Source organism: Staphylospora marina (assembly GCF_003856495.1).
Lineage (GTDB): Bacteria > Bacillota > Bacilli > Thermoactinomycetales > Thermoactinomycetaceae > Staphylospora > Staphylospora marina.
In genome coordinates, this window is record NZ_CP034118.1 from 455287 (window position 1) to 481204 (window position 25918).

Annotated in this window: 30 protein-coding genes; 15 read left to right on the top strand and 15 right to left on the bottom strand. The window is 56.3% G+C overall.

Annotation, left to right across the window (positions count from 1 at the left end):
• Positions 1-23: 23 nt before the first annotated feature.
• From EG886_RS02380 to EG886_RS02390, 3 genes are read right to left on the bottom strand one after another with little or no spacing between them, the layout of a single operon-like run.
• The gene (locus EG886_RS02380) at positions 24-1631 is read right to left on the bottom strand and encodes a glycosyltransferase family protein (RefSeq protein WP_164491604.1); all 1608 of its coding nucleotides are present in this window, start codon (positions 1629-1631) and stop codon (positions 24-26) included.
• Positions 1632-1633: 2 nt separating this feature from the next.
• Positions 1634-2785: an NAD-dependent epimerase/dehydratase family protein gene (locus EG886_RS02385; protein ID WP_124726636.1), complete on the bottom strand. Its 1152-nt coding sequence runs from the start codon at positions 2783-2785 to the stop codon at positions 1634-1636.
• Between the two features lie 7 nt (positions 2786-2792).
• Positions 2793-3776: a Gfo/Idh/MocA family protein gene (locus tag EG886_RS02390; RefSeq protein WP_164491605.1), complete on the bottom strand. Its 984-nt coding sequence runs from the start codon at positions 3774-3776 to the stop codon at positions 2793-2795.
• Positions 3777-3839: 63 nt separating this feature from the next.
• Between EG886_RS02390 and EG886_RS02395 the strand changes: the two genes are divergently transcribed.
• Positions 3840-4934 carry a DegT/DnrJ/EryC1/StrS family aminotransferase gene (locus tag EG886_RS02395; RefSeq protein ID WP_124726638.1) on the top strand — a complete coding sequence of 365 codons (1095 nt, stop codon included), beginning with the start codon at positions 3840-3842 and terminating at the stop codon, positions 4932-4934.
• A 5-nt stretch (positions 4935-4939) separates the two neighbouring features.
• Here the strand turns inward: EG886_RS02395 and EG886_RS02400 are convergent, their stop codons facing one another.
• From EG886_RS02400 to EG886_RS02410, 3 genes are read right to left on the bottom strand one after another with little or no spacing between them, the layout of a single operon-like run.
• Positions 4940-5848 (bottom strand): NAD-dependent epimerase/dehydratase family protein, encoded by a 909-nt coding sequence (locus tag EG886_RS02400; RefSeq protein WP_124726639.1) that lies wholly within the window; start codon positions 5846-5848, stop codon positions 4940-4942.
• Between the two features lie 13 nt (positions 5849-5861).
• The gene (locus tag EG886_RS02405) at positions 5862-6080 is read right to left on the bottom strand and encodes a hypothetical protein (protein WP_124726640.1); all 219 of its coding nucleotides are present in this window, start codon (positions 6078-6080) and stop codon (positions 5862-5864) included.
• Complete coding sequence (locus tag EG886_RS02410; protein WP_124726641.1) at positions 6077-6451, bottom strand: hypothetical protein; 375 nt, start codon at positions 6449-6451, stop codon at positions 6077-6079. Before EG886_RS02410 ends, EG886_RS02405 begins: the two co-directional genes overlap by 4 nt.
• Positions 6452-6639: 188 nt before the next feature.
• Between EG886_RS02410 and EG886_RS02415 the strand changes: the two genes are divergently transcribed.
• Together EG886_RS02415 and EG886_RS02420 are read left to right on the top strand one after the other, a co-directional pair.
• A complete protein-coding gene (locus tag EG886_RS02415) occupies positions 6640-7419 on the top strand; it encodes a TIGR00266 family protein (protein ID WP_124726642.1) in 780 nt (259 codons plus the stop codon).
• 210 nt (positions 7420-7629) lie between these two features.
• On the top strand, positions 7630-8016 hold the full coding sequence (locus EG886_RS02420) for a hypothetical protein (protein ID WP_124726643.1): 387 nt from the start codon (positions 7630-7632) through the stop codon (positions 8014-8016).
• 152 nt (positions 8017-8168) lie between these two features.
• On the opposite strand, the gene EG886_RS02425 is transcribed toward EG886_RS02420, so the two are convergent.
• Positions 8169-9944: a UbiD family decarboxylase gene (locus EG886_RS02425; RefSeq protein WP_241154347.1), complete on the bottom strand. Its 1776-nt coding sequence runs from the start codon at positions 9942-9944 to the stop codon at positions 8169-8171.
• A gap of 174 nt (positions 9945-10118) precedes the next feature.
• Here EG886_RS02425 and EG886_RS02430 point away from each other — a divergent pair, with 174 nt between their 5' ends.
• Both EG886_RS02430 and EG886_RS02435 read left to right on the top strand, forming a co-directional pair.
• Positions 10119-10352: a glutaredoxin family protein gene (locus EG886_RS02430; RefSeq protein ID WP_124726645.1), complete on the top strand. Its 234-nt coding sequence runs from the start codon at positions 10119-10121 to the stop codon at positions 10350-10352.
• A 341-nt stretch (positions 10353-10693) separates the two neighbouring features.
• Entirely contained in the window at positions 10694-12199 is a 1506-nt protein-coding gene (locus tag EG886_RS02435; RefSeq protein ID WP_124726646.1) for a branched-chain amino acid transporter BcaP, read from the top strand.
• 50 nt (positions 12200-12249) lie between these two features.
• Here EG886_RS02435 and EG886_RS02440 read toward each other — a convergent pair whose 3' ends face one another.
• Positions 12250-13323 carry a M23 family metallopeptidase gene (locus tag EG886_RS02440; protein ID WP_277423827.1) on the bottom strand — a complete coding sequence of 358 codons (1074 nt, stop codon included), beginning with the start codon at positions 13321-13323 and terminating at the stop codon, positions 12250-12252.
• 264 nt (positions 13324-13587) lie between these two features.
• Here EG886_RS02440 and lipA point away from each other — a divergent pair, with 264 nt between their 5' ends.
• Positions 13588-14487 carry a lipoyl synthase gene (gene lipA / locus EG886_RS02445; protein WP_124726647.1) on the top strand — a complete coding sequence of 300 codons (900 nt, stop codon included), beginning with the start codon at positions 13588-13590 and terminating at the stop codon, positions 14485-14487.
• A gap of 95 nt (positions 14488-14582) precedes the next feature.
• On the opposite strand, the gene EG886_RS02450 is transcribed toward lipA, so the two are convergent.
• Positions 14583-15251 carry a YhcN/YlaJ family sporulation lipoprotein gene (locus EG886_RS02450; RefSeq protein ID WP_164491606.1) on the bottom strand — a complete coding sequence of 223 codons (669 nt, stop codon included), beginning with the start codon at positions 15249-15251 and terminating at the stop codon, positions 14583-14585.
• A 136-nt stretch (positions 15252-15387) separates the two neighbouring features.
• On the opposite strand from EG886_RS02450, the gene EG886_RS02455 reads away from it, so the two are divergent.
• Positions 15388-15705: a YutD family protein gene (locus tag EG886_RS02455; RefSeq protein ID WP_124726649.1), complete on the top strand. Its 318-nt coding sequence runs from the start codon at positions 15388-15390 to the stop codon at positions 15703-15705.
• A 112-nt stretch (positions 15706-15817) separates the two neighbouring features.
• Here EG886_RS02455 and EG886_RS02460 read toward each other — a convergent pair whose 3' ends face one another.
• From EG886_RS02460 to EG886_RS02485, 6 genes are all read right to left on the bottom strand, one after another.
• Positions 15818-16090: a hypothetical protein gene (locus tag EG886_RS02460; protein ID WP_124726650.1), complete on the bottom strand. Its 273-nt coding sequence runs from the start codon at positions 16088-16090 to the stop codon at positions 15818-15820.
• Positions 16091-16141: 51 nt separating this feature from the next.
• Positions 16142-16411: a DUF3055 domain-containing protein gene (locus tag EG886_RS02465; protein ID WP_124726651.1), complete on the bottom strand. Its 270-nt coding sequence runs from the start codon at positions 16409-16411 to the stop codon at positions 16142-16144.
• Positions 16412-16459: 48 nt separating this feature from the next.
• Entirely contained in the window at positions 16460-17074 is a 615-nt protein-coding gene (locus EG886_RS02470; protein ID WP_164491607.1) for a MerR family transcriptional regulator, read from the bottom strand.
• Positions 17075-17233: 159 nt separating this feature from the next.
• Complete coding sequence (locus EG886_RS02475) at positions 17234-17575, bottom strand: spore coat protein (protein WP_124726653.1); 342 nt, start codon at positions 17573-17575, stop codon at positions 17234-17236.
• A 21-nt stretch (positions 17576-17596) separates the two neighbouring features.
• Positions 17597-17833, bottom strand: a complete 237-nt coding sequence (locus EG886_RS02480; protein WP_124726654.1) for a ferritin-like domain-containing protein — start codon at positions 17831-17833, stop codon at positions 17597-17599.
• Between the two features lie 124 nt (positions 17834-17957).
• Positions 17958-18857, bottom strand: coding sequence for a DUF4349 domain-containing protein (locus EG886_RS02485; RefSeq protein ID WP_124726655.1), 900 nt, complete (start codon positions 18855-18857; stop codon positions 17958-17960).
• A gap of 92 nt (positions 18858-18949) precedes the next feature.
• On the opposite strand from EG886_RS02485, the gene EG886_RS02490 reads away from it, so the two are divergent.
• From EG886_RS02490 to EG886_RS02525, 8 genes are all read left to right on the top strand, one after another.
• Entirely contained in the window at positions 18950-19384 is a 435-nt protein-coding gene (locus EG886_RS02490) for a DUF86 domain-containing protein (RefSeq protein ID WP_241154348.1), read from the top strand.
• A 137-nt stretch (positions 19385-19521) separates the two neighbouring features.
• Positions 19522-20154, top strand: a complete 633-nt coding sequence (locus EG886_RS02495) for a helix-turn-helix transcriptional regulator (protein WP_124726657.1) — start codon at positions 19522-19524, stop codon at positions 20152-20154.
• 268 nt (positions 20155-20422) lie between these two features.
• A complete protein-coding gene (locus EG886_RS02500) occupies positions 20423-21154 on the top strand; it encodes a class I SAM-dependent methyltransferase (RefSeq protein WP_124726658.1) in 732 nt (243 codons plus the stop codon).
• Complete coding sequence (locus EG886_RS02505) at positions 21151-21924, top strand: TIGR01457 family HAD-type hydrolase (RefSeq protein ID WP_124726659.1); 774 nt, start codon at positions 21151-21153, stop codon at positions 21922-21924. Before EG886_RS02500 ends, EG886_RS02505 begins: the two co-directional genes overlap by 4 nt.
• 32 nt (positions 21925-21956) lie before the next feature.
• The gene (locus tag EG886_RS02510; RefSeq protein ID WP_124726660.1) at positions 21957-22925 is read left to right on the top strand and encodes an MBL fold metallo-hydrolase; all 969 of its coding nucleotides are present in this window, start codon (positions 21957-21959) and stop codon (positions 22923-22925) included.
• A gap of 147 nt (positions 22926-23072) precedes the next feature.
• Complete coding sequence (locus tag EG886_RS02515) at positions 23073-23798, top strand: SDR family oxidoreductase (protein ID WP_124728628.1); 726 nt, start codon at positions 23073-23075, stop codon at positions 23796-23798.
• Positions 23799-23861: 63 nt separating this feature from the next.
• A complete protein-coding gene (locus tag EG886_RS02520) occupies positions 23862-24968 on the top strand; it encodes a phosphotransferase (RefSeq protein WP_124726661.1) in 1107 nt (368 codons plus the stop codon).
• Positions 24969-25179: 211 nt separating this feature from the next.
• Positions 25180-25911 (top strand): FadR/GntR family transcriptional regulator, encoded by a 732-nt coding sequence (locus tag EG886_RS02525; protein WP_124726662.1) that lies wholly within the window; start codon positions 25180-25182, stop codon positions 25909-25911.
• Positions 25912-25918: the final 7 nt, after the last annotated feature.

A 25918-nucleotide genomic window follows, 5' to 3' on the forward strand; every position in this document is an offset into this window, starting at 1 on the left:
TCAACGCGGCTTCTTTTTTTGTCTCATCCCCGGAATGCGTTCCATACGGCGTTGACCCGTTTCTGATCCGACCTTGTATATTCGATTTCCAGCCGGGGGATGAATCTCCGGTAATAAGTCAATCCTCCCAGCGGGGGGGTCCTGGGCTGCTCCGGACCCGCAAACGTCACCTGCCCCGTTTTGGAGGGGGCCATGACCAGGGCCAATCCGGGTTTTTTCTCTCTGCTTTGAATTTTCGCCCGCACCCAGTCCGTCACATCGAGCGTGATCCATCGTTTGTCATAGGGATAGGACGGGTTGCCCCGAACCGCTTCGGCGATGATCTCTTTGGCCACCGGCGGCCCGATTTGCGTAAGAAGCCGATTCGGAACCGGCCAGGAAAGCGGGGTCGGATGACAGCGGATGGCGACATTGCGGGGAGGCGTCACGGCCATGAACAACTTCAGACGGGCGCACCGGATGTCAAAACCGTTCGGTTTTTCCCCGGACAAATCAAACCAGAGAAATACCCGGCTTTCTCCGTAGGCGCTGCGTCCCACGGTCAAATACGGTTGATTCCGCGGAATCGCGGCCATGCCGGAAACATGCGTGATCGCGGCAACGGGTCGGATTTCCCGGATCAGATCACCCGGAAGCACAAAATGCGTTTGCCGTTTGCGTTTCGCTTGGAGGTATGGGAGCAGCGTTTTTTCCATTTCCTTGATCCGATGAGCGTACGTGTGATTCCGGTGCAACTCGTTCCGCGCGTTTTCTCCGATTTTTTTGCGCAGGAGGGCATCCCGGAGAGCGATTTTCGTAAAAGCCAGTGTTTCTTCCGGGGTGGCGGCGGTGATCAGGTGTTTGCCCGGAACGAAGTGCCGGAGAACGGCTTCGGTCCGATTGGTCAGCAAAAAGCCGCCGCTCGCCAGGCATTCCCAAGTACGGCGAGTCACCACTTGGGCATCGTTCTGGATCCCCAGCACGACTTTTGCGGACGCATAGACCCGGGGAACCGACGAATAGGGGATGGGGCCGCGAAGGATTCGGTTTGGAACGGAAAAAGGAAGTTGTGAGCGCCCCTGTTCCCAATACTTCCCCCAGATGGCAACGTCATAGCCGGCGGCGATCAACGGTTCCAGGAGAATCCGCAGGCTTTTCAGCCGCCAGGAAGTGGTGGTCGCGCCGGAATAGTTGGCGACCAGTGCCACATCCGAGCGGAATCGGGGATCGGGCGGAAGTCGCCGATGGATGTTCGGATTGCAGGCGAAAGGGAGATAAGATGCCGGGATGCCCCGCCGGTGATACAAGTCGGGGGCATGGATGGCGTGAGTGAATACATAGTCGGGTTTTCCCGTTTCCAAGTAATACATGCTCCAGGTATCCGTATGAAGCGGGTCTTCGAAGGACCAGAACACGTGCAGGGCGGATGTCTCTTCGCAATACTTCCGGACCACCCGCAAATACGGCTCCCGCTGCATGGGTGTCCAACCGGTGGTCAAAATGACGTCCGGGCGGGTTTTCTTCAGATCATTGGCCACTTCCTGCGGAGTGGCGGAAGGCTTGGGCATCACCAGCGGGATGCCCAGGGCGCGAAAACCTGACGGAACGGACTTCACAAAATTGGGATGGTTCTCCAGATAATACCATTTCATGTTCATTCCCTCGCCATGAACCGGTCGATATATTCTCTGAAGATGTGGGAGAAGGGCTTGAGATCCCTGAGCATTTCCCGGATTCCTTCTTCCAGCGTGACGGGTTTTCCGGGAAGCAAATCGCTGAGGAAACCGGAGTTTTCCATTTTCATCTGATGCACCTCGTTTTCTTTGCGGGGATTGGGAACGGATTGTACGATGGCGGGAATTCCGGATTGTTCGCTCGCCGTCCGGATCGTCTCCGCCAGTTCTTTCGGGCTTGCCAGAATGGTCATCTGATTGTAAACACGGTAGCTGCGGTGCAAGGGGAGTTCGACGGCCCGGGCCAACGATTCCACCGCGTCCCGCAGGGAGATCATGGGCTTTTTCTGTTCTCCCCGCCCGTACAGCGTGATGGGATGACCGGCGAGGACTTGTGCGCAGAACCGGTTGGTGACCACGCCGAAGTAAAAATCGAAGTCAAACCGGGTTGCCAGCCTCGGGTCCAGCGCGGTTTCTTCGGTTCCGGTCCCGAATACGATCGAGGTGCGCAGGTCGGTCACGGTCAATCCCCACAGTCGGGAGGCCAGGCTGAGATTGTTGACATCGTTGCATTTGCTCATGTGATACCAGGATGTGGCCATTCCCGGAAAGGGAAGGATGTCGGAGCCCGTGGGCGTCTCCACTTTCAGGAAGCCTTCGGGAATGGTGAAATTGGGAGCTCCGTAGGTGCCGGTGGTGGTGGTTTCGATGAAATGGGTGTTTTCCAGCCCGAGTTCTTTCAATCCCCAAAGGAGATTTCGGCACATCCGGTTGTTGTTTTCCTGCGTGTAATCCGCCAACTTCCCGTTGATGTGGGAATACGGGGCGGAAGGTTGGGCCGCGAGATGCAGGATCACGCGGGGACGAAATGTTTGCAGGATGCGGTGAACGGCATCCCGGTCGGTCAGGTCGGCTTCGACGAAGGAAAGGTTGGAAATGCCGTGTTCTTTGGCCGCCCTGAGACGTTCGTCCATGGAAGAGACGGGGATGGCACTGACGCTTCCGATTTCCTGCACCCATCTCCGACGACCGAAGTGATCGACACCCACCACCCGTTCGTCCGGATACATGCGTCCCAGTTTGAGCATCAAGGGCCAGCCCATGTATCCATCGGCGCCAGTCACAAGAATCATGCGCGGCTCACTCCTTTTCCGGTAAAGTCAATTCCTTGCAGTTGCGCTGAATCCGATCCGCGAGCAGCATGGTCTCGAGACCGTCCCGTTCGTTCACCTCGGGTTTTTGACCGGTTTGCACACAATGGACGAAGTGCTTCATTTCCTCCAACAACGCATTTTCGGTTCCGGCATGCACCACTTGTTCCTCCACCTCGTGGCTTCCGGAATCTTTCCTGGTTTGGATGAATAATTTCTGATGGAGCAAATCGGCACTCAATGTCCGGTTTCGCTCGGTCACCGTGATGCAACGTCTGCGAAGGGCTCCCGTGCGGACGGCCTGCAAAAGGGCGATCATCGGACGATCAAATCCGATTTGCACAAACAGGTTGTCGGACAATCCGTTTCGCACGGAGTGGGAATGTGCCGAAATGGAGGTCGCCTGGATGAACCGGATGCCGGTTCCGACGGTTTGCGCCATTTTCAGGAGCAGATCCAGATCATGGATCATGAGCGCCAGCATGACGTTGACATCAAGCCGTTTCCGCAAGGGAACGAACCGCTGAAACTCGACGGAGACCAACTCGTCAGGCCGGAAGGTTTCAAACAGTTTGCGCACCACCGGACTGAACCGTTCGACATGCCCCACTTGCAGGAGGACGGAGTGGTCCCGAACCATCCGGCAAATCGAGCGCGCTTCTTCCAGGGTATGCATGAACGGCTTTTCCACGAATACATGACAGCCTTTGGCGATCGCGCTTTTGGTCACGGAAAAATGAGAAGTGGTCGGCACGCAAACGACCACGGCATCCGATTGTTCGAGCAGGGGATCCAGCTCCGCAAACCAGGGGACGCCGAACTTTTCAGCCGTTTCCCTGGCTTTCGGGATGATGAGATCAAACACGCCCGTCACCCGAACACCGGGAATGGTGAGCAAATGGCGAAGATGATTCTGACCCATGAAACCCGTGCCCACGATGCCGACACGGACCGGCGATCCAATGATTTTCATTCGGGATCCCTCCACGGGGACGAGGAATGCAAGAACCATCCAAAGGGAAAGGGAGAGAGGGACATGATCCCACTCATCGATCTCTCAAGACAACATATGCGCCTCAAGCGTGAATTGGAGCAGGCATTGAACCAAGTGATGCAAAGCGGGACATTTGTGCTCGGGGAAGAAGGTCGCGCATTGGAACGGGAAGTGGCCGGGATTTGCGAGACCGCACACGCCGTGGCCGTCAACAGCGGGACGGATGCGCTGTTTCTCGCGCTCAAAGCGGCGGGAATCGGACCGGGAGACGAAGTGATCACGACGCCTTACACGTTTTTCGCCACGGTGGAAGCGATCATCCATTGCGGGGCCACCCCGGTTTTCGCCGATGTCGAACCGGATACGTTCAATCTGGATCCCGCCGCCGTGGAAGCGGCCGTCACAAAACGGACCAAAGCCGTCATTCCGGTGCATCTGTTCGGATGCCCGGCCGACATGACGCAACTCAGCCGGCTGGCCGATCAACACGGCTTGAAAATCATCGAAGACGCCTGCCAGGCCATCGGCGCGAAATGGAGCGGAAAACCGGTCGGTTCATGGGGAATGGCTGGTTGCTTCTCCTTTTACCCGACCAAAAATCTGGGGGGATGCGGAGACGGAGGCATGATCGTGACCGAAGATGCGGAAACGGCGGAACGATTGCGGCGGCTGCGCACGCATGGAACGGTCAAAAAATACCATCACGCCGAAGCGGGGCACAACAGTCGTCTGGATGAATTTCAGGCGGCCATTCTGCGGGTCAAACTCCGGTTTCTCTCTGAATGGAACAAGCGGAGACGGGTTATCGCGGACCGTTACACCGCTTCGTTTCAAAATCTCCCCGTCGAGGTCCAGCGCGTGCCGGACGAAGCGGAAGCAGTGTGGCACCTGTATGTGATCCGCACCCCCAGGGCCCGTGATTTGGAAGTGTTTCTGAAACAGTCGGGGATCGGTTGCGGCATTTACTATCCGCTTCCGCTGCATCACCAGGAGGCGCTGAGGCAACACTTTTCCCGCGTCTCCCTGCCCCGCGCGGAGGCGCTGGCCGGGAACACGCTGGCATTGCCCGTCTTTCCGGAACTGACGGAAGCGGAGCAACAGTTTGTCATTGACCGGGTCAAACAGTTTTTCGCCTGAAGATGTCAGGGTTGAAGATAGTCGCGGATGGCATCGTGCACCGTGCGGAGAGGCCTGTTTCCCAGAAGCTGTTTCAACCGGCTGATGTCACAGCGGATGTCGGAAGGCTCTCTCTCGTGCCCGATCACCGTCCGTTCATGGTGGATGACGGGAACGGTATATCCCAGCATTTCCTGACAATGATCATTGACCAGACGGGCCAGATCGCGAATGCTCCAGGATTCTTCCCCCGCCAGATTGATGACGCCTTCCCCGGAACCGGAGATCACGCGCATGTAAGCATCCGTCACGTCGTCGATGTGAATGAAGTTGCGGTTTTGAAGGCCGGAGCCGTGAATCGTGATCGGTTGTCTTTTCAGTGCGGCCCGGCAGAACGACTCCAGCACCGTGTTTTTGGAAGCGAATCCTTTTCCGCACACGTTCGATTGTCGAAAGATCACGGTTTGCAGGGTTCCTTTTTGTTGTTCCGCCAGGAGCAAATCTTCCGCCCAGGATTTCATGTGCCCGTAAAAATTGAGCGGGCGGATCGGAGACTGTTCCGTCACGATGCCGTCGGGGTCTCCGTACAAGGCAAAGGACGAGGGGAAGACAAACTTTTGCACGCCGGCCCGGACTCCTTCATCGATCAGGTATTTCGTGGACAGGATGTTGGTCATCAGCGCTTGGCGGCGGTTGAGCTGGCATTGGGAAATGTCGCTCACGGCCGCCAGGTGGACGATGACGGAAACATCCTTCAACACGGATCGGACATGATCGAGTCGGGCAACGTTGCGCTTCAAGACCGGATGTCCATGGATCCGTTCGATGCACCCCACGCTGAAATCGTCAACCGCCCGAACCGGGATTCCGGCTTCAATCAGCGATGCAACGAGCTTTGATCCGATATAGCCGGCTGCTCCAGTAACCAGAATCATCGGGCAACCTCCCTCAGGCAAGGATCCGGATATAACCGATATTTTGTAACAGAATCACGACGGTTGCGGGAGTTCCGTATCCGGGCGGGCTTGCGGTCCGGAGGGTCAGCGTCGATGAAGTGACTGACAGCAACACGCCTTCGATCAGGCCTTCGGCGGTCTGAATCTGGACGTTTTCCCCGATGAAATTTCTCAAATACGCGTCCAGATTGCACCGAACCGGCAGATTCATGGAGCATCACCTTCCACCGTGACGGTGCTGATGGAATAGTAGGGTACGGCGATCCGTGCTCCGGCCGACAACAGTTCGACGAAATCCGTTCCCACCGTGGCGACGACTCCTTCGACATCTCCGAAGAGGGTCGAGATCCGCACTTGCCGGTTCACCAGGGCGAGCAGTTGTCTCCGGATGTCGGCGAATTCACCGGCGAACGGGTTATCCAACAAGGATTGCAGCTGTGCCTGAAGCTGCCGGACAAGCTGCTCAAGTTGTCGGATTCTGCCCAGGAGCGATTCTCTCAACCGGCGAATGCGTCTGTTGATCCGCCGTGTTCGGAGGGCGATCCGGGCATTGATCAGCCTGAGAAGCTGCCAAACGCTCAATGAACTTTCGCCTCCCATCTGCGAATGTTTTTGTTTTCTTAACGTATGCCGCCGGCCGGCAGGCGAACTGGACATTCTCAAAAAATCATCAATCACCCAACGGAATTTTTTGAGAATCGGTCGGCATGGATGACCGGCCGAAAGGGAAAAGAAGGGCTGTCGGAAACAGCTTGAAGGAGGATGAATGAATGGGGAGGGCCCATGACATCGATTACCGGATCATCGGCGGAGACATGCAACTGGTGGAAATCGGCCTGGACCCGGGGGAAAGCGTCATTGCCGAAGCGGGCAGTCTCATGATGATGGAAGACGGAATCCGGATGGAAACGATCTTCGGAGACGGCAGCAGCGGCAACAAGGGACTGTTGAACAAGTTGATCGGAGCCGGCAAAAGGCTTCTGACCGGGGAAAGTCTGTTCATGACCGTCTTCACCAACGAAGGGGCCGGAAAACAAAACGTGGCGTTCGCCGCCCCATATCCGGGAAGAATCATTCCGTTGGATTTGGGAAGGCTCGGCGGAAAAGTGATTTGTCAAAAAGACGCCTTCCTCTGTGCAGCCAAGGGGATTTCCGTGGGAATCGAATTCCAGCGCAAACTGAAAACCGGATTTTTCGGCGGAGAAGGGTTCATCATGCAGAAGCTGGAGGGAGACGGCCTCGCGTTCGTCCATGCCGGCGGAACCATCGTGGAAAAAGAACTGGTTTCCGGAGAACGCCTCCGATTGGATACCGGCTGCCTGGTCGCCATGACGTCGACCGTTTCCTACAGCATTGAGTTTGTCGGGGGCTTCAAAACGGCTCTGTTCGGCGGAGAGGGACTGTTTTTCGCCACGCTGACCGGACCGGGAAGAGTCTGGGTTCAATCGCTTCCGTTCAGCCGCTTGGCCAGCCGAATCTTTGCGGCGGCAGAGGATCCGAAGGGGGAGGGAAGCATTCTCGGGAGGCTGGGCAATCTGTTCGAAAATTGACGGCGCAAATCGATCCCGGGTTCGCGACCGAGGTTTCGGAGCCGCCAAATCTTCGGTCCTGCACGGGAAATGTGATTCGCAAGGGGACGCTTTTTCCTTCCGGTTTGCTTGAGGAAAGCCGGTGGCATGGAAAAAGCGTTTTCGTATTCAAATTAATTTTTTTTGATATATAATGAAACACGGGATCTGCCTGCAAAGGAGGAAGAGCCATTGAGCAACTGGGAAAAGTGGGAGATGGAGAGCCGGATTCGCGAAGTGCTTCGAAAGGCGGTGAATGACCGGAATCCGGATCATCCGTTCGGCCGTCCCTTGTCCACGCCGTATCAGATCGCCATCGGCATTGTTCGGTTGGATCCCGGATTCCCCGAAATGAGCGGTCTTCCCATCGGAGGAGAAGGGACGGGGGATCAGGAAACCCTGTCCAAGTACATCGCCAGAGAGCTCACCATCCGCATCCGGGACGGGCGGATCACGGACATCGAGGGCTTTTTCCTGTCCGACAGCTGGTTGAAAGAGCTGGATTTCCACGGACCGGGCGGGGAAGAAGTGGAAGTGAATGTCTGGAACGACATCAGTTTGTTCCGTCTCAAAGAGTGACCGGAAAAAAGAAAAGAGCGGGCCGGAACTCATGCCGCCCGCTGAGCTGGCCGGAGGCCGTTCCTTGCCCGCATTGCCGAGACCGGCAACGGGTTTGTCGGAAGCGGCTCCGGCTTTTTTCATGTTTCGCGAATCCCGACGGTTGTCGGCGTTCAGACGTTTTCTTTGCCCCCGAAGTACTCACTCCAGCGACGGTCCACCTGTTCGACGATCCGTGCATCCGGCACCAGTTCGTCCGGGTAACCCGGTTTCATGCGGGCGTCCACGATGATCGGCAAGCGGTATTCCGGATGGTGTCGGTGGAGTCGGGTCCGGGCGTGAATGTCATGTTCGGGGTCGAACCGGGTGAACACCGTCCACAAAAACGGCGTTTGCCCCGAAGCGATGGAGGCGTCGTCGACCAGGAACACGAACGGCCAGTCGGCCAGCGCGTCGGCATGGAGATCCAGCAACCGTTCGGCCAGATCCGGATCTTTTTCAAACGGACGGGCGGCTTCCAGCACAAGCGCACCCCGGCAGTACGGAGCGATGCGCCGGATTCCGGCAAGTTCCGGTCCCTCATACACGGCGGGAAGCTTTCGCGCCGGTCCGCCGGTGCCGATCAGGACCGCTTTGCTGCCGTGATTCAGGCGGCGGCCGGTGTAGTCCAGCGTGTCCATGGAGGTTCGGCCGAACACGAACAGATCGGAGGCAGGGTCCATCCTCTCCAGCACCGTTTCAAAGAGTCGGTCGAACCGCCCGAGATCGACCGGCTGGTCCGTGACGATGAGAAACTTGGTGAGCGTCAGCTGGCCTTCGCCCAGGATGCGGAACGCATTGGCCAGCGCTTCCCGTTTGTAGCTCTCGCGGACAACGGCCGCGGCCAACGGATGAAATCCGGTTTCCGCATAGGTCCACAGGTCGCGCACACCGGGCATCGCCATCGGAAACGCCGGCGAGAGAAGGCGTTGCAAAAATTCGCCCAGAAACCAGTCTTCCTGCTTCGGTTTGCCCACCACCGTGGCCGGATAGATGGCATCCTTGCGGTGATGCACTTCCTTGACATGCAGCACCGGAAACTCGTGAGCCAGCGAGTAGTACCCGTAATGGTCGCCGAACGGGCCTTCCAGTCTGCGCTCGTGGGGCGGAACTTCTCCGGAGATCACGAATTCCGCTTCCGCGACGTACGGATAGCCTCCGCCCTCCGGACGCACCACGGGCAGCTTTTCACCCAGGATGAGCGACGTGAGGAGCAGCTCGGGCAGCGCTTCCGGCACCGGGGCAATGGCGGAAGCGATCAGGGCCGGGGGGCCGCCCAGATGGACGCGGACCGGCAGGGATTGACCACGGATTTCCGCTTCGTGATAATGGAATCCGCCCCCTTTGTGAATTTGCCAGTGCATGCCGGTGGTTTGCCCGTCAAAGATTTGCATCCGGTACATGCCCAGATTGTGGGCGCCGGTGACGGGGTGCTCGGTGTATACCAGAGGAAGGGTGATGAACGGTCCGCCGTCTTCCTGCCAGGAAGTGATCACCGGCAATTGAGTCAGATCCGGCCGGGGCTGCCTGACTTCCAGCACCGGGGCCTTTGCGGCGGGAACGGATTTGAGTCCCACGTTCAACAAGTCCTTGATCAGGGCTCGCTGACCCCACAACTTTTTCGGAGAAGGCGGAAGCAACTCATGGATGGCGTGAACCACCTGTTTCATCAGTTGTTCGGGCCTCGGTCCGAACGCCATCTCCACCCGCCGGGACGTACCGAACAGGTTGGTGACGACGGGAAAGGGGCTGCCCTTCACCCGGGTGAACAGAAGGGCGGGGCCGCCTTCATCGATGACCCGGCGGTGGATTTCCGCCAATTCCAGCTTCGGATCCACGGGAGCTTCAATGACGGCCAAGTCGTCTTCGCGTTTCAGTTGATCGATGAAGCTGCGCAGATTTTTGTGCATGAGGGTTTCAACTCTCCTGTCCATCGGTACTGAAACGTATTATAGCACGGGAACCAATCCGAAACCGACGGCTTGAAAATTCCGCTTCTTGAACAAGCTTGCGCGGAAGAAGGAATCCCGTTTTCAAGGCAGAATTTCCGTGATAGATTGACAGGTGACACGGGAGGGAAAAGCATGTCCGTGATTGTGTATTCCAGACCTCACTGCCCGGAATGCAACGTGCTCAAACGGTTTTTGCGCGATTACAAAATCGAATTCGAAGTCCGGGATTGCGCCGAACACCCGGAATACGCGGAAGAAGTGAAGAAAATGGGTTTTTTGGGGGTGCCCGTGACCGTGGTGAACGGCAAGGCCATTCAAGGCCTGAGACCGGAAGAAATATTGGAAGCACTGAACAAAGCAAAGTGACAAACTTTGCATGAAATGACGATGTTTCTCAAAATTCGGCTGCGTGTAAAACGGGAAGCGGAGGAAACCACCGGTGCACGGAATCTTCCTCCGGTCCCGGAATGCCCGGTACCGACGCTTTTTTCGGCAAGTTTCTCCGGGTGGAAAAAGCTTGCGGAAAAAAGCGTCGACGGAATTTTTGCCATCTTGCACCTGAAAGGTGGCATTTTTTTTAATTTGTTTTCGAGTGAAACTTATGTATAATAACAAAAGAAGATTATATTGAAAAAAATACGATTTTATTGATTGGACAGTCTATTCGGTAACCGAATATTTTGTCCTGCAGAGAAGGAGGGTGTTGAATGAATCTCTTCAGGAAGAAGAGCATCGAGTCGCTGATTCAAACCAGCGAAACCACTTCACTGCGAAGGGTGTTGTCGGCGACGGACCTGGCCATGCTGGGGATCGGCGCCATCATTGGCACCGGGATTTTCGTTTTGACCGGGGTTGGAGCACTCACCGCGGGACCTGCACTGATTCTTTCTTTTGTGATTGCCGGTTTGTGCTGTCTGTTTGCGGCGCTTACCTATGCCGAGTTCGCATCGATGGTGCCGGTGTCGGGGTCGGTGTATACGTACAGCTACGCCACCATGGGTGAGTTTATCGCCTGGATCATCGGTTGGGACCTGATCCTGGAATACCTCCTGGCCGTGAGTGCCGTGTCGGCCGGTTGGTCCGGATATTTCCAATCGGTATTGGATTCGATGGGCATCCACCTTCCGACGGTTCTGACGGCGGCTCCGACAGCTTTGGATGGTACCACCACCATCATGAACTTGCCCGCCTTCCTGATCGTCTTGCTGATCACGCTTCTGCTGTCGGTCGGTGTCCGGGAGTCCAAAGTGGTCAACAACATCATGGTCGTGTTGAAAGTGGCGGTTGTCCTGCTGTTCATCATCACGGCCGTGTGGCATGTCGAACCGGCCAACTGGAAACCGTTCATGCCGTTCGGCTGGAACGGTGTCATGATGGCCGCAGCCATCGTGTTCTTCGCTTATCTCGGATTCGACGCGGTCAGCACCGCGGCGGAAGAAACCCGCAATCCCCAAAAGGACATGCCGAAAGGAATTCTGTGGTCTCTCGGAATCTGTACGCTTCTGTATGTGATCGTAACCGCGATCATGACGGGGGTCGTCAATTACCCCGACTTCGCGGAACACCAAGACAGCCCCGTTGCTTTCGTGCTGAAGTCGATCGGTCAGGATTGGGTGGCCGGATTTGTCAGCTTCGGAGCCATTCTCGGCATGCTGACCGTGATGCTCGTCATGCTGTACGGCCAAACCCGGATCATCTTCTCCATGTCGCGTGACGGTCTGTTGCCCGGTTTCCTGTCGAAAGTGTCCGAAAAATACCGGACGCCGATCGGTTCCACCTGGTTCTTCGGTCTGATCGCGGCGTTCCTCGGCGGTTTCATCCCGCTGGATGAACTGGCCCAGCTGGTCAATGCGGGAACGTTGCTGGCCTTCACGCTGATCTCCATTGCCGTGATGGTGATGCGCAAGAAGCAACCGGATCTGCCGCGCTCCTTCAAATGTCCGTGGGTGCCGGTGATCCCCATTCTGGCGATCGTGTTCTGCATGGTTCTGCTGCTGAAGCTGATCATTTCCTTCGACTATCTGACCGAGGTCACCAAGGGCACCGCGCTCGGCGGGTTCTTCGAAGCGATCGGTACGGTGATGGGCGGACAAAATTACATGGACGGAGTGATCACTCTCACCGGTCAACGCTTCTTCATCTGGCTCTTCATCGGTCTGTTGATTTATGCGGTCTACGGATACAGAAAATCCAAACTGGCTCAAGAACAATGACGTCAAAGCCGTTCGCCTCCCAGAAGGGAGCGAACGGCTTTTTCAATCCGTCATGACCCGTTGCCGGACTTTTTTTCCGGCGGTTTTTTTGCGGCTCCTTTTCGCTCCTGCGCTTTTTTTCCCGCTTCCGCCTTCAACTTCATCCGTTCTTTTTTCCGTTTGATCGCCGCATCCCGCTCCCATTTGCGAAGCAACGGGTACGGATCGTACGAGAACGTGTTTTTGCCGTTGAAGCGGTAAATGCCGTAGTGCAGATGCGGTGGGAATTTGCCCGACGTGCCGGGCGGTCCGTATCCGGAGGATCCGACATATCCGATCAATTCCCCGGGTTTGACGATGTCCCCTTTTTTCAGCCCTTTGCGAAACCCGCTCAAATGCGCGAAATAATGATAGCGGTTTTGCGTGTCGCGGATGCCGATTCGCCATCCGCCGAAGCGGTTCCAGCCGATCAGCTCCACATACCCGTGACAGGTGCTTTTGACGGGCGTTCCGTAATCGGCGAAGATGTCGGTGCCTTCGTGGATGCGAAGCCCTCCGAAGCTCCTGCGGTCACCCCAGGTGCTCCGATAGCTGTAATGGGATCCGAGCGGCAAGGGAAACGCCCGCTCATTCAGGTTCATGGTGCCGTTTTTCTCATACACTTTGGCGATGTGCGTGATCACGTCCACCGTCACCGGGTGTTGGTACCATTGCCACAGTTGTTCCCGGATGCGATCTTCCTGGGTGCCTTTTTGCGTCAAAAACAGCGACACGGAGTACAAGACATCCAGGTCGTCGTTCGGATCGGCGTTCCCGTCCCCGTTGGCGTCTTTCCCGATGCCGTCAAAAAATCGGATGATGGCCGGATCCTTGGTATCGGGATCGGGATTGGCCAATCCGGCCCACAAGTGGGAAGGGACGGGGATCGATACCAGGCGGGAGGAAGCCTTCTCCTGTTTGCCGATGTTTTTCTCGTATTGATCCATGGCGGCCAGATACGCCCATGAAACGCCCGTGAGCGCCTGCATGGTTTCAAACAGGTGTTGCCTGATGTCCTCCGAAGTGACCCGCGGAGCGGCGGCCGCCGGTCGGACCGTTCCCAAAAGAATGCCGAAGGACGTGAGCAGGGCGATCAGCGATTTCATTTCCATCACCCGGTATGCTTGAATTCATTTGAAACATAGTGTTCCGAAGCCGGCGGAAAACATTTCAGGAATTTGCAGGAACCTGACGGTGGGTGCGTGAAACTTTCCCCGCTCTGTGGTAAGGTGAAAATGGCAGATCGCTTGGAGAATGGCTGATTGTGGTAAGATAGATGTTGATTTCGGGAGATTGCCCACAGCCCGTGAATCCTAAGACGGCGACGCGGCGAATGGCCGGGTTCGTTGACATGCAGGAGGGATGGAGCCGTGACTGCCGGAAACGGTGAACGGAGGGAACGCAAGCCGGAATGGCTGAAAATCCGGCTGGTGACCAACGAGAACTATCAGGAACTGAAAAAGATGATGCGCAGCAAAACCTTGCACACGGTGTGCGAGGAAGCGCGTTGCCCCAATATTTTCGAATGCTGGGCCAACCGTACCGCCACCTTCATGATCCTCGGCGACATTTGCACGAGAGCATGCCGGTTCTGCGCGGTAAAAACGGGTCTGCCCACCGAACTGGACTGGCAGGAGCCGGAGCGGGTGGCGGAAGCGGTGGAACAGATGGGGGTCCGCCACGCGGTGGTCACCTCCGTTGCGCGTGACGACTTGAAAGACGGCGGTGCCGCCATTTTCGCCGCGACGATCAAGGCGATTCGCAAACGGAATCCGTTTACCAGCGTGGAAGTGCTGATCCCCGACTTCATGGGGAATTGGGACGCACTCAAAGTGGTCATGGATGCCAGACCGGACATTCTGAACCACAACATCGAAACGGTGCGAAGAAGATCCGATCGCGTGCGTTCCAAGGCCAAGTATGACCGGTCGCTGGAATTGTTGCTCCGCGCCAAGGAGATGCAGCCGGACATTCCGACGAAATCCAGCATCATGGTCGGGGTGGGAGAGACTTTTGACGAAGTGGTCGAGGCGATGCGCGATCTTCGGGAGCACAAAGTGGACATCGTGACCATCGGCCAATATCTGCAACCCACCCGGAAACACCTGAAGATCGAGCGCTACTACACGCCGGAAGAATTTGACCGGTTCAAGGAAATCGGCATGAGCATGGGCTTTTCGCACGTGGAGTCCGGTCCGCTTGTCCGCAGTTCGTATCATGCGCATGAGCAGGTTCGTTCCGCACAACGCCAATCCGAAAAAATGGCTTGAGAAGCGAAACAGGGACGTCCGTGATGTTCACGGCGTCCCTGTTTTCGTTTGGAGCTCCGGCATCCGCCGAAGCCCCGGTCGGAAGGAGCGAGCGGTCATTTCTGCCGGGGATTGACTTCGCGGAACTGAGTCGGAAATTGTGATTCGTTCAGGCCGGGAGGGGTTTCGTCTCCCATCTGTCGAATCAATTGTTCCAGATCTCCCCGCACTCCTTCCACATCGGAGTTGCCGCGGAGCCTCATGCCGACCTCGTTGATCCGCTCTTCCAGCGTGCGATCCGTGGTGACATGCACTTTGAAGTAGCGGGGCGTCACGCTTTCGGCCGTCCGCTTGGCCGCATCCACCGTTTTGCGGTCCATCTTTCCGTTTTTCGTCCGGATGCCCAGGAAAACATGATCATCCGTGACAAGAGCGGTTGCTTGGGTGACGTTCGGAAGCACGGTCACCAACTGCGCGATGTGACGCGCCAGAAGAGGCCGGTCGATGAACACGTCCGGTCCGGCGTTTCGGCCGTTTTTGGTGATGTAGTTTTCCGGACGGTAACGGAAATAACCGATTTCATTCTGCCCGCCGCCGTACGCCGATTCCATTCCGTTGATCGAATCGTTCCGGACGGCTCCGTACCGCGTGTCATTGTGGTGCTCGCGGTAAAGAGGCTCGTACGTTCCGTTCATTCCCTGCTGTTTGTCCCTCGGGGAACAGGCGGGGGACAGGAACAGAAGCGCGGCGGCCAAGAGCAGTCCCATCGTTTTCTTCCCTTGCACACACAGCACCTCCTTGGGGTTACGTTGCCCGAAAACGGGGAGGGCCATGTTGAAAGAGTCCTTCAAAAAATAGGCAAAACCGTTGCTCATGTGGTAGCATAAAGGTGCAAGTATTTGAACAAAAAGGTTGATCCGCATGGAGAAAATTCAAATACAGGGATTGGAATACCGACTCATTTCCAACTACCGCGAAGCCTGGAATCCGGACGTGTTTCGGCGCAGATACTGCGACATTTTGAACAAATACGATTACATCGTGGGGGATTGGGGGTATGGTCAACTTCGCTTGAAGGGGTTTTTTGAGGACCATCGCGCCCGCTCCACCATCGACACGAGGATCAGTTTTCTGCAGGAATATCTCAATGAATTTTGCAACTTCAACTGCCCGTACTTTGTTCTGAAGCGTGTCGGTCCGCAAAAAAACACCCGGTCCCAAAGCGCGGGGAACGGGTGAGACGGGATTGACGGAACTTCCGCAAGGAAGAAAAAACGCGAGGGCGAAGCAGCCCGACGACTCATGACGCCCGTTCCGGCAAGGGAACGGGTTTTTTCATCGCTCCGTCGGTTCAGCGGTTCGGATCCGGGTCATCATGAGTCGGGTGGCTGCCGGGAATCACGCGGGGGAGATCTTCATGGAATTCGCGCATTTCGTATGTGAACCTCGGCGAAGCATGCTGCTCCGGATGAACCGGAGACTGTTTCCCGAGTTTTTCGGGATGGGTGGCTGCGCCGTACGGTCCGTCGGTGAACTCTTCCGGAACCATTTCGCTTCGCATGGACTCGACGGTTTTCAGTTCGCGGTAATCCTTTTTGCGGTCTTTCCTGTTGCGATCTTTCATGAGGCCGCCTCCTTTGTCCTTAGGATGGACCGGAAACGGCGCGGTTCATGCTCAAAACAGGGTATGCAAAAATTGCCGCAATTCGTCCGCGGCAGGTTCGGGAAGCCGATACACGTGTTCCAGATATCCCGGTTCATCCAAATCATCCGTACCGATAATGGCAAACCGATTGGATTGAAGGTCAAGCACCAGGGCTTTTCCGTAAAACCGGTCGGTGGTGATGATGGCGAGATCATATCGTCCTTCTTCGCCGGCAAAACTCACATACCGTGTTTTGGTGTTTTCCGTTTCGTCATACAAAAACATGAAATCTCCGGACATGGAATCGAGTCTCCTTTACCCGTATTCCAGTCCATTATATCAAGAGTCCTAAAAAATTCCGAGAAACCTCGTCCGTTTCCGTCTGCGGGGAAGGAGCCCCTGTTCCGAAGCGGCGGCCGTCAGCCGTTGGGTGAAGGTGACGTTTCTCAGCTCCATGCGCAACTGGTCCTGCTTTTTGCGGATTTCGTCGAACATGTGATGCAATTCCACCGACGAGGGAGAGCCTTCCTGCACCTCCGTCAGTTTTCTCTCCATCACTTCAAAGGAATCAAACAACGTGAACATATGATTTTCCATCCGTTCCATCCGTTCAAACAATTCTTCCACCAGCTCCCCGACTTGTTCGATCGAGTCCATCAGATGGTTGATCTGCTGATCGTCACGGGAAGCGGCACGGGATTCCGGTGCCGGAGCTTGCCTGAGCTTTCCTTCACGAAGCAGCTCGTCCCTGACCTGACGCATCGATTTTCCGTGCTCCTGAAGACGTTTTTTGATTTCGGCCAGTTTCATCATGCTGGCTTCCGACAGGACGTAATGCCCCCGCTCGTTCAATTCCGGACGAATATATTCTTCGAACGCATCGATCCATTTTCGGACGGTTCGGACGTGAACGTTCATCCGTTCTGCGGCTTCCCGTGTCGTGATCCACGCCTCGTGGCTCATGCCGATCGTCCTCCCAACATTTGGTTTATTATCCAATTCGAGCGTGTTGAATGGATTCCTTCCTTCTTGACAAAGGAAGCCAGCAGATGACAAAAGATGCGACATCCGGTCAAAAAAACGGAAAAACCTGCCCCTTTCGGGCAGGCCGGATTTCCTGAATCAATACGGAAATTGGGTGCGATAATCGGCGAATTGTCGGGCTTTTTGGCTCACTTGTTGGGGAGATGCCGCCTCCAGCTTGTACCAGCCTTTTTGGTGCATCAGATTGAAGCAGTCCCGGTGAGCCTGGAACACTTCGTTCAAAAGATTCATCTGCGTGCGGAACAACGTGTCGTTGCTCGCTTCGGTGGTGGCGTGGTTGTACCCGTCACAGATGTATTTTTCCATCGCAAGCACATCATTGATCCGGTCCCGGTCATTCATTTCCGGACCCTTGACCTGGGGCAATCCGGTGGAAACCTGGGCTCCGGTCTGACCTTGGCCAAACGGTTGTTGTTGCATCCGCTCACACCTCCTGCATGATTATTGGGGCATGTTTCCGGAAGGAATGGTGAATCCCGTTCCCGTCCCGGATGCCGACTGGATCATCGAGAGCAACTGTTCATAATGGTTCTGATGCATTTGACCGATCCGGTCGATCAGTTGGGCCACTTGGGGATCCTGGCACTCCTGGGCATAGTGTCGGCATTTCTTCATGGCCAGAAGTTCCCAGGAAAGCGCGTCCGAAAGATAATGGAGATCCTTGTCCGTCAGTTGCACGTGAAGTCCTCCTTTCTGACCCTTAGCGTTCTCGGGAGCTTCAATGAATATGCAGGAGAGGGTTCGCGGAAAAAAGTCGGGCCGGGGCAGGCCGCCCTTCGAAGGGCAGCCGCTTCCCGGCCGGTTACGTGGTGGGTGGATCCTGTTTCTTGCGGCGTTTCCGGATCAGGAGAAAGATGACCACGGGAATGCCCGCGACCAGAAGCACGGGCGTGATGCCGGCGAGGACGATCAGCAATTGCTCCAGGAACGTGCCGATTTGGGCCGCGCCGTTTTTGAAGGCGTCCGCCATTTGCGAGGGGAGAGACCGGTCTTCCGAGATCGGGGAGACCACCGGTTGAACGATGGTGACATTCAGGGTGGAATAGCTGACATGGTGCGACAGATAGCGGATCCGTCCCTTCAATTGTTCAATTTCCGACTGGATCCGGTCCAGTTCCCGGGAAATCTCCAGCAGCGATTTGGGATCATTGGCCTTCTGCATCATGGACAGCAGCCTGGATTCGGCCGCCTGCTTGGCCTTCAGTCTGGACTCCAGATCGACCATTTCCTCGGAGACATCGGTTCCCTGTATTTGCGTTTGCGGGGGAGCCGCATCGCTCAATTTCCCCAGTTCACTCACCGTTCGGGAAAAATCGGCGGCCGGCACGCGATACGTTCTTCTGAGTTCGATTCTGTCGGAGGTTCTCGATTCCGAGCTGCCGACCAGGTACGCGCCGTGATCGGTCGCGATTTGTTCCATTTCGGTCAGAACTTGCTTATAATTTTTGACTGTAAGGCGAAGATTGGCCGTATAAATCATTTGCTTCCGCACCTCGGAAGCTTTGTCGAGGGCTTGACCGGTACCCCCGTCGGTGGCCGGCCCGGAGAGTTTGGAGGGAACCGACGGTGCCTCTCCCGAGCGGACGGCTCTCTCTTCGACCATGGTTGTCGCATTGTCGGTGGCGGTCGGACCGGGACCGCATCCCCACAGGGACAGACTGATCAGCGAAATCATCAGAAACAGCATCGAACGCTTCTGCACGGGAAGTGCCCTCCCTTGGGAAGTTTGCTTGTAAGTAACGGGAAAACGGGTGCAAAAGTTGCGGAATCTTTGTGTCCGGGAGGAACATGACCATGATTTATGACGTAAACGTGACGAGAATCGCGGCACAGCTTCACAAGCTCCGGCAATGCGCGCAAGTGCTGGAGAGCGTGGGAGGAGAGTTTTCCGGTCCCGTGGAGCAATTCGCCCTGGAAAGAGCTCTCCACCTTGCCGTTGAAAGCATGATTGACGTCGGAACCGTGATGATTGACGGCTTCATCATGCGGGATCCAGGCGGATATCTGGATATTGTCGACATTCTGGAGGATGAGCGGGTCATCGATGCCGATACGTCCGAACGACTGCGTTCGCTCGTGAGATTCCGTGACCGGCTCGTTCGTTCCTATCATGAACTGGACGGTGAAGAATTGCGTCCGTGGGTCGGTGAAACCGGACTGTTTCATTCGTTCATCGATCAGGTGAGTGAATATCTCCGGAAGGAATTGGGAGAGGAATTGTCCCTTTGACAGGGTAAAGAATCAAAAAAGGTGTTTCTTGCGGGATCAAGCGGGATTGCCGCCGGAAAAGAGTGTTTGCAGCCGGTGGCTCAGACCGATCCCGCAACCGTGCCTGCACCCGACACGGAAAGGGTGGTGAGACAGGGATGCAGGAAGCCGGATCGACCCGGAAACAGATCATGTTGATGTTGAAAACGGACGGACCGATGACGGTGAGTGAAATCGCCCAAAAGCTGGGCGTGACCGAAATGGCCGTGAGAAGACACGTGGGAACGCTGGAACGGGACGGCCTGGTTCGTTCCAAGTTGCTGCGGCAATCGATGGGGCGGCCGACCAGCCAATATTACCTGACGGAAAAATCCGAAGACCACTTTCCGAAGAGCTACTCCAGCTTCACTCTCGAGATTCTGGAGGAGTTGGAGGATTCAAGCGGAACCGGGATGATCGACCGTCTGTTCCGGAGCCGGGAAAAACGATTGACCGAACAACATCGGGCCATGTTTGAGTCGGGGGACTTGCGCGAAAAGGTGAAAAAGCTCGCCGAGCTCCAGGATTCCAAAGGATACATGGTGGAATGGGAAGAGCTTCCCGACGGCCGGTTCCGGCTGGTGGAGTACAACTGCCCGATTGCCCGGGTGGCCAATCGTTACAACCAGGCTTGCCAGTGCGAGATCAACTGGTTTCGGAATCTCTTGGACGCGGACGTGGAGCGCACCGAATGCAAAGCCAACGGAGGACGCAATTGCGTGTATGACATCCGGCCGCGAAAGAGCTCCTGACCGGTTTGCCGGAGTTCTGAACCGGTGCCGGAGGTCCGAAACACGGAGGGTTGAAAGATTCCCGGGCGGGCCGCTTCCCGCATCCCGGTTTCCGGCAAAAGGGATGCGGGAGACGAACGGTTCGCCCGGGTTGTTCGGATGGAAAGCGCACGAGTGCTTTTTTTATGGAAGAAAACCCTTTCAACACAAATTCATGCTCCGTCCAAGCTGTGGTACAATCAATGAGGCGGTGCCTCTTTCACGCACCACTCTTGGGAGGGAAGATTTCATGCCGCAATGGTTTGAAAAAAGTTTCGGGGAAGATTATCTCCTCGTTTACAAACATCGCACAAGGCAAAATGCTTCCCGGGAAGTTGACAAAATCGTCGAATGGTTGGAGCTGTCGGGGCAGGACCTGATTCTGGACCTGTGCTGCGGGATGGGAAGGCATTCGATTGAGCTGGCGAAACACGGATACAAAGTGGTCGGCCTGGATCTCTCCCGCACGTTGCTTGCCCGCGCGGTGGAGGAGTCGCGCGATCTGCCGATTCCGTTCATTCACGGAGACATGCGAAGCCTTCCGTTCGTGGATGAAACATTCGATGCCGTCATCAACATGTTCACCTCGTTCGGTTATTTTGACCGGGATGAGGACAACCTGAAAGTCCTGGCCGAAATCGGGCGGGTATTGAAGCCGCGCGGCCGGTTCCTGATCGATTTTTTGAACAGGGACTCCGTCGTCTCCGGCTTGATTCCCGTCAGCGAACGGGAAGTGGATGGAGCATACATCCGGGAAGAACGGCACATTGAAGGAGATTTTGTCCACAAATCGATTCTCGTCCGGGATTCGGACGGAGAACGGAAATACGAAGAACGGGTCAAAATGTACACCGCCGATCGGATGATGGACATGCTGAAAGGATCGGGACTCGTCATCGACAAGATCTACGGGGATTTTCAGGGGGGACCGCACACTCCCGAGAGCAACCGGATGATTTTTACGGGTTGGGTGGAAAAATGAAATCGTATCGTGGCGTTTTTCTGGATTTGGACGGAACATTGTTCAAGGGAAACGAGGTGATCCCCGGGGCCGTGGAATTCGTGAACAGGCTTGAAGATGAGGGAATCCCGTTTCTCTACCTGACCAACAATTCTTCCCGCACGCCGGAACAGGTGGCCGAAAAGCTTCGGGGGTTCGGTTATCCCGCGGAACCGGAACAGGTGGTTACCACCGCATTGGCGGCGGCCGCTTGGCTGAAAGAAGAAATGAACTCGCCGGCGGTGTACGTCATCGGCGAAGAAGGGCTGATCCGTGCGGTGGAGGAAGCCGGATGCCGGATTGTGGATGAAGATCCGGAAGCGGTGGTGGTCGGGTTGGATCGCCAATTCACTTACGAAAAAATGAAAAAAGCCTGTCTGGCCATTCGCGCGGGCGCGAGGTTCATCGGGACCAATGCAGACCGGGCGCTTCCCACCGAAGAAGGATTTCTTCCCGGAAGCGGCTCCCTTTCCATGGCCATTGCCGCCAGCACCGGCGTATCGCCGTTTTTCATCGGCAAACCGGAGGCGGTGATCATGCGATACGCTTTGAAAACATTGGGGACAAAGGCCGAAGAAACATTGGTCGTCGGAGACAATCTGGACACCGATATCCTGGCGGGAATCCGCGGGGGCATGGACACGCTGCTGGTGCTGACCGGCGTGAGCACGGAAGAGGATCTGGAAAAGACCGACATCCGGCCCACATACGTGGTGCGGCAACTTGCCGATTGGAGTCTGCAGCAAATTTGAACCAGACGGATGATGGAAAGAGGCGAAAACAGATGCTGAACCGTTTTGACGACATCGTGCAGGTGGCGCTTCCCCTGCCGTTTGCCCTCAAGATCATCAACGCGTGGCTGATTCGCGGCGATCGGGGGTATACCGTCATCGACACCGGGTTGCACACCGAAGAGGATCTGGCAACCTGGGAAGAGGTGCGGAAGGAAATCGGCTTTGACTGGAATGAAGTGGAGAAAATCGTGCTGACCCATTATCATCCGGATCACTACGGGTTGGCGGGCACCCTGCAGCAAATGACCGGCGCTCCCGTATACATGTCCGCGCTGGATTGGGAGCAGGCGCAGATGTTCCTCGGCCGGGAAAGCGACATGCCGGAGCTGATGGCCGACTTTTTCAGCAAACATGGTCTGGAAGAGGAATGGGCATCGAAAATCCCCGGTCACCTGAGGAGCTTCCATCGATGGGTGGAACCGCATCCCACGGTCCGATTTCTGGAAGCGGGAGACACCGTCCGGCTGGGGAACCGGGAGTATGAAGTGCTGCATACACCGGGTCATGCCGACGGACATCTGTCCTTTTTTGACCGGGAGCGCGGCTGGTTGATCGGCGGGGATTTCCTGTTGCCCAAGATTTCCCCCAACATCAGCCTGTGGCCCCGCTGCAATCCGGACCCGCTGTCCACGTATCTGGAAACCCTGGAAAAGATGAAGCATCTCCCCGTCAAAAAGGTGTTTCCGTCTCATGGACCGGTGTTCGATCACTATCTGGAACGGATTGAGGAGCTGAAAGATCATCATGCCCGAAGATTGCGGATGATGGACGACATCGTCCGGGAGCGGGGAGCGGTTCACGCTTATGACGTTTGCCGAAGCGTGTTCGGTGCGGAGCTTTCCGTTCACAATCTCCGGTTTGCCTTGTCGGAGACGTTGGCTCATCTGGAATATCTGCGGCGTCAGGGAGAACTGGACACCAGGGAAGAAGACGGTGTCATTCATTACACGAAACGTTGAGTGATTCCGAAAGACCTGTGTTCCAGGTCTTTCGGCATTTTGGGAGCGATTTCCGCGTTGAGAAAGGATGGATCGCACGTGTCGATAGGGTCAGCGGGCCACGGGAGGGTCGCCCTGGTCACCGGAGGGACGGGCGGACTCGGAAAGATGGCCGCCGAATTGCTTGCCGAACGGGGTTTCCGGATCGCGGTGTGCGCCAGAAACAAATCCGGGGATCCTTCTTGGCCGGATGGGCTGCGGGCTGCAGGGGTGGAGGCGGAGTTTGTTCAAGGCGATGTGTCCCTGCCGGATGAAGCCGTCCGTGTCGTGGAAGAGACCGTTCGCCGTTTCGGCAGGGTGGACGTCCTCGTCCATGCCGTAGGCCCCTTCATCCGGGAGCGGAAATGGTTTGTGGAACACACCGTTGACGAAATCCGGGAAATGGTGCAAGGGAATCTGCTGAGTGCCATGTGGATGGCCGGTGCGGTGTTGCCGGGCATGCGGAAGCAAAAATGGGGACGCATCATTTTCTTCGGATTCGGCAGGGCGGGTGAAGCTCCCGCCTGGCCGGACCGGTCCGTGTACGCGGCCGCCAAGACGGGGCTGGTCTCTTTCACCAAGACCCTGGCGGTGGAGGAAGCTCCGTTCGGGATCACGGTCAACATGATCTGCCCTGGAGACATCGTCGATGAAAAAAAAGAGATGCGCATAGAAGAAGTGCTGCACCTTCCGGATGCCGAAACCCCCCGGGGCCGACCGGGATCCGGGGAAGACGCGGCCAGGGTGATCGCGTTTCTGGCCGATGAACGGTCCGATTTTCTGACGGGCAACCTGATCCAGGTGACCGGAGGGCTTGATGTGATTCATCCGGTTTCCAAAAGGGGCTCCCGCTGATCGGACACTTCACCGGTCGCCCTTCGCCCGCATAGGATGTGCGGAGAAGGCGAGGGGTGAAGCATGGTGTACGAAGTGGCGGAAAAACTGGAAAGACTCACCGGGGAATACAGCTTGTCCACGTTGATCGAACATCACACGGGAATGATCGTCAAGGATGCCCGGCCGACGGGAGGCGTGCTCAAACTGAAGACCGATCACGGTTCCTTCGCTTTGAAACGCATCCGGCCGGGGGAGAAAAACCGGTGGAAGCTGCTGGATCAATTCGCCCGACATCTGGAAGAAACGTCCTCCGGGGACGTGCGGATTCAAGCGCCGATCCCCATGAGGTCGGGCAAGCTTTGGTTTGAAGGAACACGCTATTCCTATGTGCTTTTGCCATGGATCGAGGGAAAGACCGTGCGTCTGGACCGTGTGGAGGAATGGAAAGACGCTTCGAGGGAATTGGCTCGTCTTCACGTCCGTTCGTCCGGGTTTGAACCGGCACTTTCGGACGACCGATTGCAAATCTCGGGTCACTGGCAAAAGAAATGGGAACAGGATCACGAGCAAATGCACATTCTCCGGCTGGCAGCCAAATGGACGTCCAACCCGTCGGAAACGGACCGGGCATGGATGGAAATCGCCCGTTATTCGATGGGGATCATGGAAAATCTGTTCCGGTACTACGAGAAGATCGGGGGCGATTCCACGGTCCGCAGGTATTTGACGCACGGCAACGTCTGTCACGGGCGCCTTCACCGGAAAAACATCCTTCGGGATTCACGGGGAGACGTCCGGTTCATTGACTGGAACGAAATCAGCCTCGACGCCCCGCATGCCGATTTGGCCGCGTGGTTGTCTTATGCTTACGGGCGAACGGGCAGTCTTCGCGTGATGTCGGAAATTTTGAAGGGATACGGTGAAGAAAGACCCTTGGCCGAAGAGGAATATGCATTGCTCTACGCCCGCATGTTGTATCCTGAGAGCTTGGTGAGAATGCTGAAAAACGTGTACCTGGGAGAAAGTGCCGATTCGGACGGGTCGGCGGTGCGGGTAAGCGCCGCCTCACGGCTCGAGCAAAACAAAGGCGAACTGCTTTCGGCTTTCGCCGATCTGGTCAGGCACGAGTTCCATGTGACGGTTCCGGAGATCGATTGGATGCGCACATCGGTGTCCCGGCAGATTTGAGCACGATGGGCCTGACTGCAACGTCGCCCTGATCAAATGCGTCAGATGCACGGTCTCCCATTCACTCACACCGGCGGAACGGTCCGCCGGTGTATCCGTTTGAACGCCGTTTTTTCGATGATCAAAGAAGTCGTCCACTTTCGTTTGTTAAAACGGGACTGCGTTACGTGATAAAATAAAACGACGGGTTCAAGGAAACGAGGTGAGGTCCATGCAGTTCAAACAAATCCATCGCAAGAAAATTTACGAAGAAGTGGCCGATCAAATCCGGCAACTGATTCTGGACAGAAAGTTGAAGCCGGGTGACAGACTTGCCTCCGTCATCGAGCTGGCCGAGCACTTTCGGGTGGGCCGGTCGGCGGTGCGTGAAGCACTGTCTGCATTGCAGGCCATGGGATACATTGAAATGCGTCAGGGAGAAGGGACCTTTGTCCGTCATTTCGACGTGGATTCCATCACACATCCGCTGAGTCCCGTCGTGCTCCTCAAAGGGGAGGAAATCCGGCAATTGTTGGAAGTGAGACGGATCATGGAAAGCTCCTCCGCGGAACTGGCCGCATACCGGAGAACTCCCGAAGATCTTCAAACCATGAGCGAAGCGCTGGAAAGAATGAAAGAAGGAATGGACGGAGCCGAGGAGATCGGAGAAAAGGCGGACCTGGATTTCCACATGGCCGTGGCCGAAGCCACGCACAACCGCATGCTGAGTCACTTCATGAAAACGCTCTCAAGCGCCATGCGGGAAACCATGAAGGAGAGCCGGAAAATCTGGCTGTATGGCGAACGGGCGACGGCGGAGCTCCTGTACAAGGAACATGAGTCGATCTATCAGGCCATCCGGGACGGGGACGGGGCCGAAGCCCGAAAGCGGATGTGCGGTCACATCGCCAAAGTGGAAGAATTTCTGCAGGAGCTCCTGAACAGTCAAAAAGATTTGAAATGACTGGATC

What these genes read in the sequence shown, in the direction of transcription:
- EG886_RS02380 (WP_164491604.1), bottom strand. Translation starts at nt 1,631, where the DNA reads ATGAAATGGTATTATCTGGAGAACCATCCCAATTTTGTGAAGTCCGTT.
- EG886_RS02385 (WP_124726636.1), bottom strand. Translation starts at nt 2,785, where the DNA reads ATGATTCTTGTGACTGGCGCCGATGGATACATGGGCTGGCCCTTGATG.
- EG886_RS02390 (WP_164491605.1), bottom strand. Translation starts at nt 3,776, where the DNA reads ATGAAAATCATTGGATCGCCGGTCCGTGTCGGCATCGTGGGCACGGGT.
- EG886_RS02395 (WP_124726638.1), top strand. Translation starts at nt 3,840, where the DNA reads ATGATCCCACTCATCGATCTCTCAAGACAACATATGCGCCTCAAGCGT.
- EG886_RS02400 (WP_124726639.1), bottom strand. Translation starts at nt 5,848, where the DNA reads ATGATTCTGGTTACTGGAGCAGCCGGCTATATCGGATCAAAGCTCGTT.
- EG886_RS02405 (WP_124726640.1), bottom strand. Translation starts at nt 6,080, where the DNA reads ATGAATCTGCCGGTTCGGTGCAATCTGGACGCGTATTTGAGAAATTTC.
- EG886_RS02415 (WP_124726642.1), top strand. Translation starts at nt 6,640, where the DNA reads ATGGGGAGGGCCCATGACATCGATTACCGGATCATCGGCGGAGACATG.
- EG886_RS02425 (WP_241154347.1), bottom strand. Translation starts at nt 9,944, where the DNA reads ATGCACAAAAATCTGCGCAGCTTCATCGATCAACTGAAACGCGAAGAC.
- EG886_RS02430 (WP_124726645.1), top strand. Translation starts at nt 10,119, where the DNA reads ATGTCCGTGATTGTGTATTCCAGACCTCACTGCCCGGAATGCAACGTG.
- EG886_RS02435 (WP_124726646.1), top strand. Translation starts at nt 10,694, where the DNA reads ATGAATCTCTTCAGGAAGAAGAGCATCGAGTCGCTGATTCAAACCAGC.
- EG886_RS02440 (WP_277423827.1), bottom strand. Translation starts at nt 13,323, where the DNA reads ATGAAATCGCTGATCGCCCTGCTCACGTCCTTCGGCATTCTTTTGGGA.
- EG886_RS02455 (WP_124726649.1), top strand. Translation starts at nt 15,388, where the DNA reads ATGGAGAAAATTCAAATACAGGGATTGGAATACCGACTCATTTCCAAC.
- EG886_RS02460 (WP_124726650.1), bottom strand. Translation starts at nt 16,090, where the DNA reads ATGAAAGATCGCAACAGGAAAGACCGCAAAAAGGATTACCGCGAACTG.
- EG886_RS02465 (WP_124726651.1), bottom strand. Translation starts at nt 16,411, where the DNA reads ATGTCCGGAGATTTCATGTTTTTGTATGACGAAACGGAAAACACCAAA.
- EG886_RS02470 (WP_164491607.1), bottom strand. Translation starts at nt 17,074, where the DNA reads ATGAGCCACGAGGCGTGGATCACGACACGGGAAGCCGCAGAACGGATG.
- EG886_RS02475 (WP_124726653.1), bottom strand. Translation starts at nt 17,575, where the DNA reads ATGCAACAACAACCGTTTGGCCAAGGTCAGACCGGAGCCCAGGTTTCC.
- EG886_RS02490 (WP_241154348.1), top strand. Translation starts at nt 18,950, where the DNA reads ATGATTTATGACGTAAACGTGACGAGAATCGCGGCACAGCTTCACAAG.
- EG886_RS02495 (WP_124726657.1), top strand. Translation starts at nt 19,522, where the DNA reads ATGCAGGAAGCCGGATCGACCCGGAAACAGATCATGTTGATGTTGAAA.
- EG886_RS02500 (WP_124726658.1), top strand. Translation starts at nt 20,423, where the DNA reads ATGCCGCAATGGTTTGAAAAAAGTTTCGGGGAAGATTATCTCCTCGTT.
- EG886_RS02505 (WP_124726659.1), top strand. Translation starts at nt 21,151, where the DNA reads ATGAAATCGTATCGTGGCGTTTTTCTGGATTTGGACGGAACATTGTTC.
- EG886_RS02510 (WP_124726660.1), top strand. Translation starts at nt 21,957, where the DNA reads ATGCTGAACCGTTTTGACGACATCGTGCAGGTGGCGCTTCCCCTGCCG.
- EG886_RS02515 (WP_124728628.1), top strand. Translation starts at nt 23,073, where the DNA reads ATGGCCGCCGAATTGCTTGCCGAACGGGGTTTCCGGATCGCGGTGTGC.
- EG886_RS02520 (WP_124726661.1), top strand. Translation starts at nt 23,862, where the DNA reads ATGGTGTACGAAGTGGCGGAAAAACTGGAAAGACTCACCGGGGAATAC.
- EG886_RS02525 (WP_124726662.1), top strand. Translation starts at nt 25,180, where the DNA reads ATGCAGTTCAAACAAATCCATCGCAAGAAAATTTACGAAGAAGTGGCC.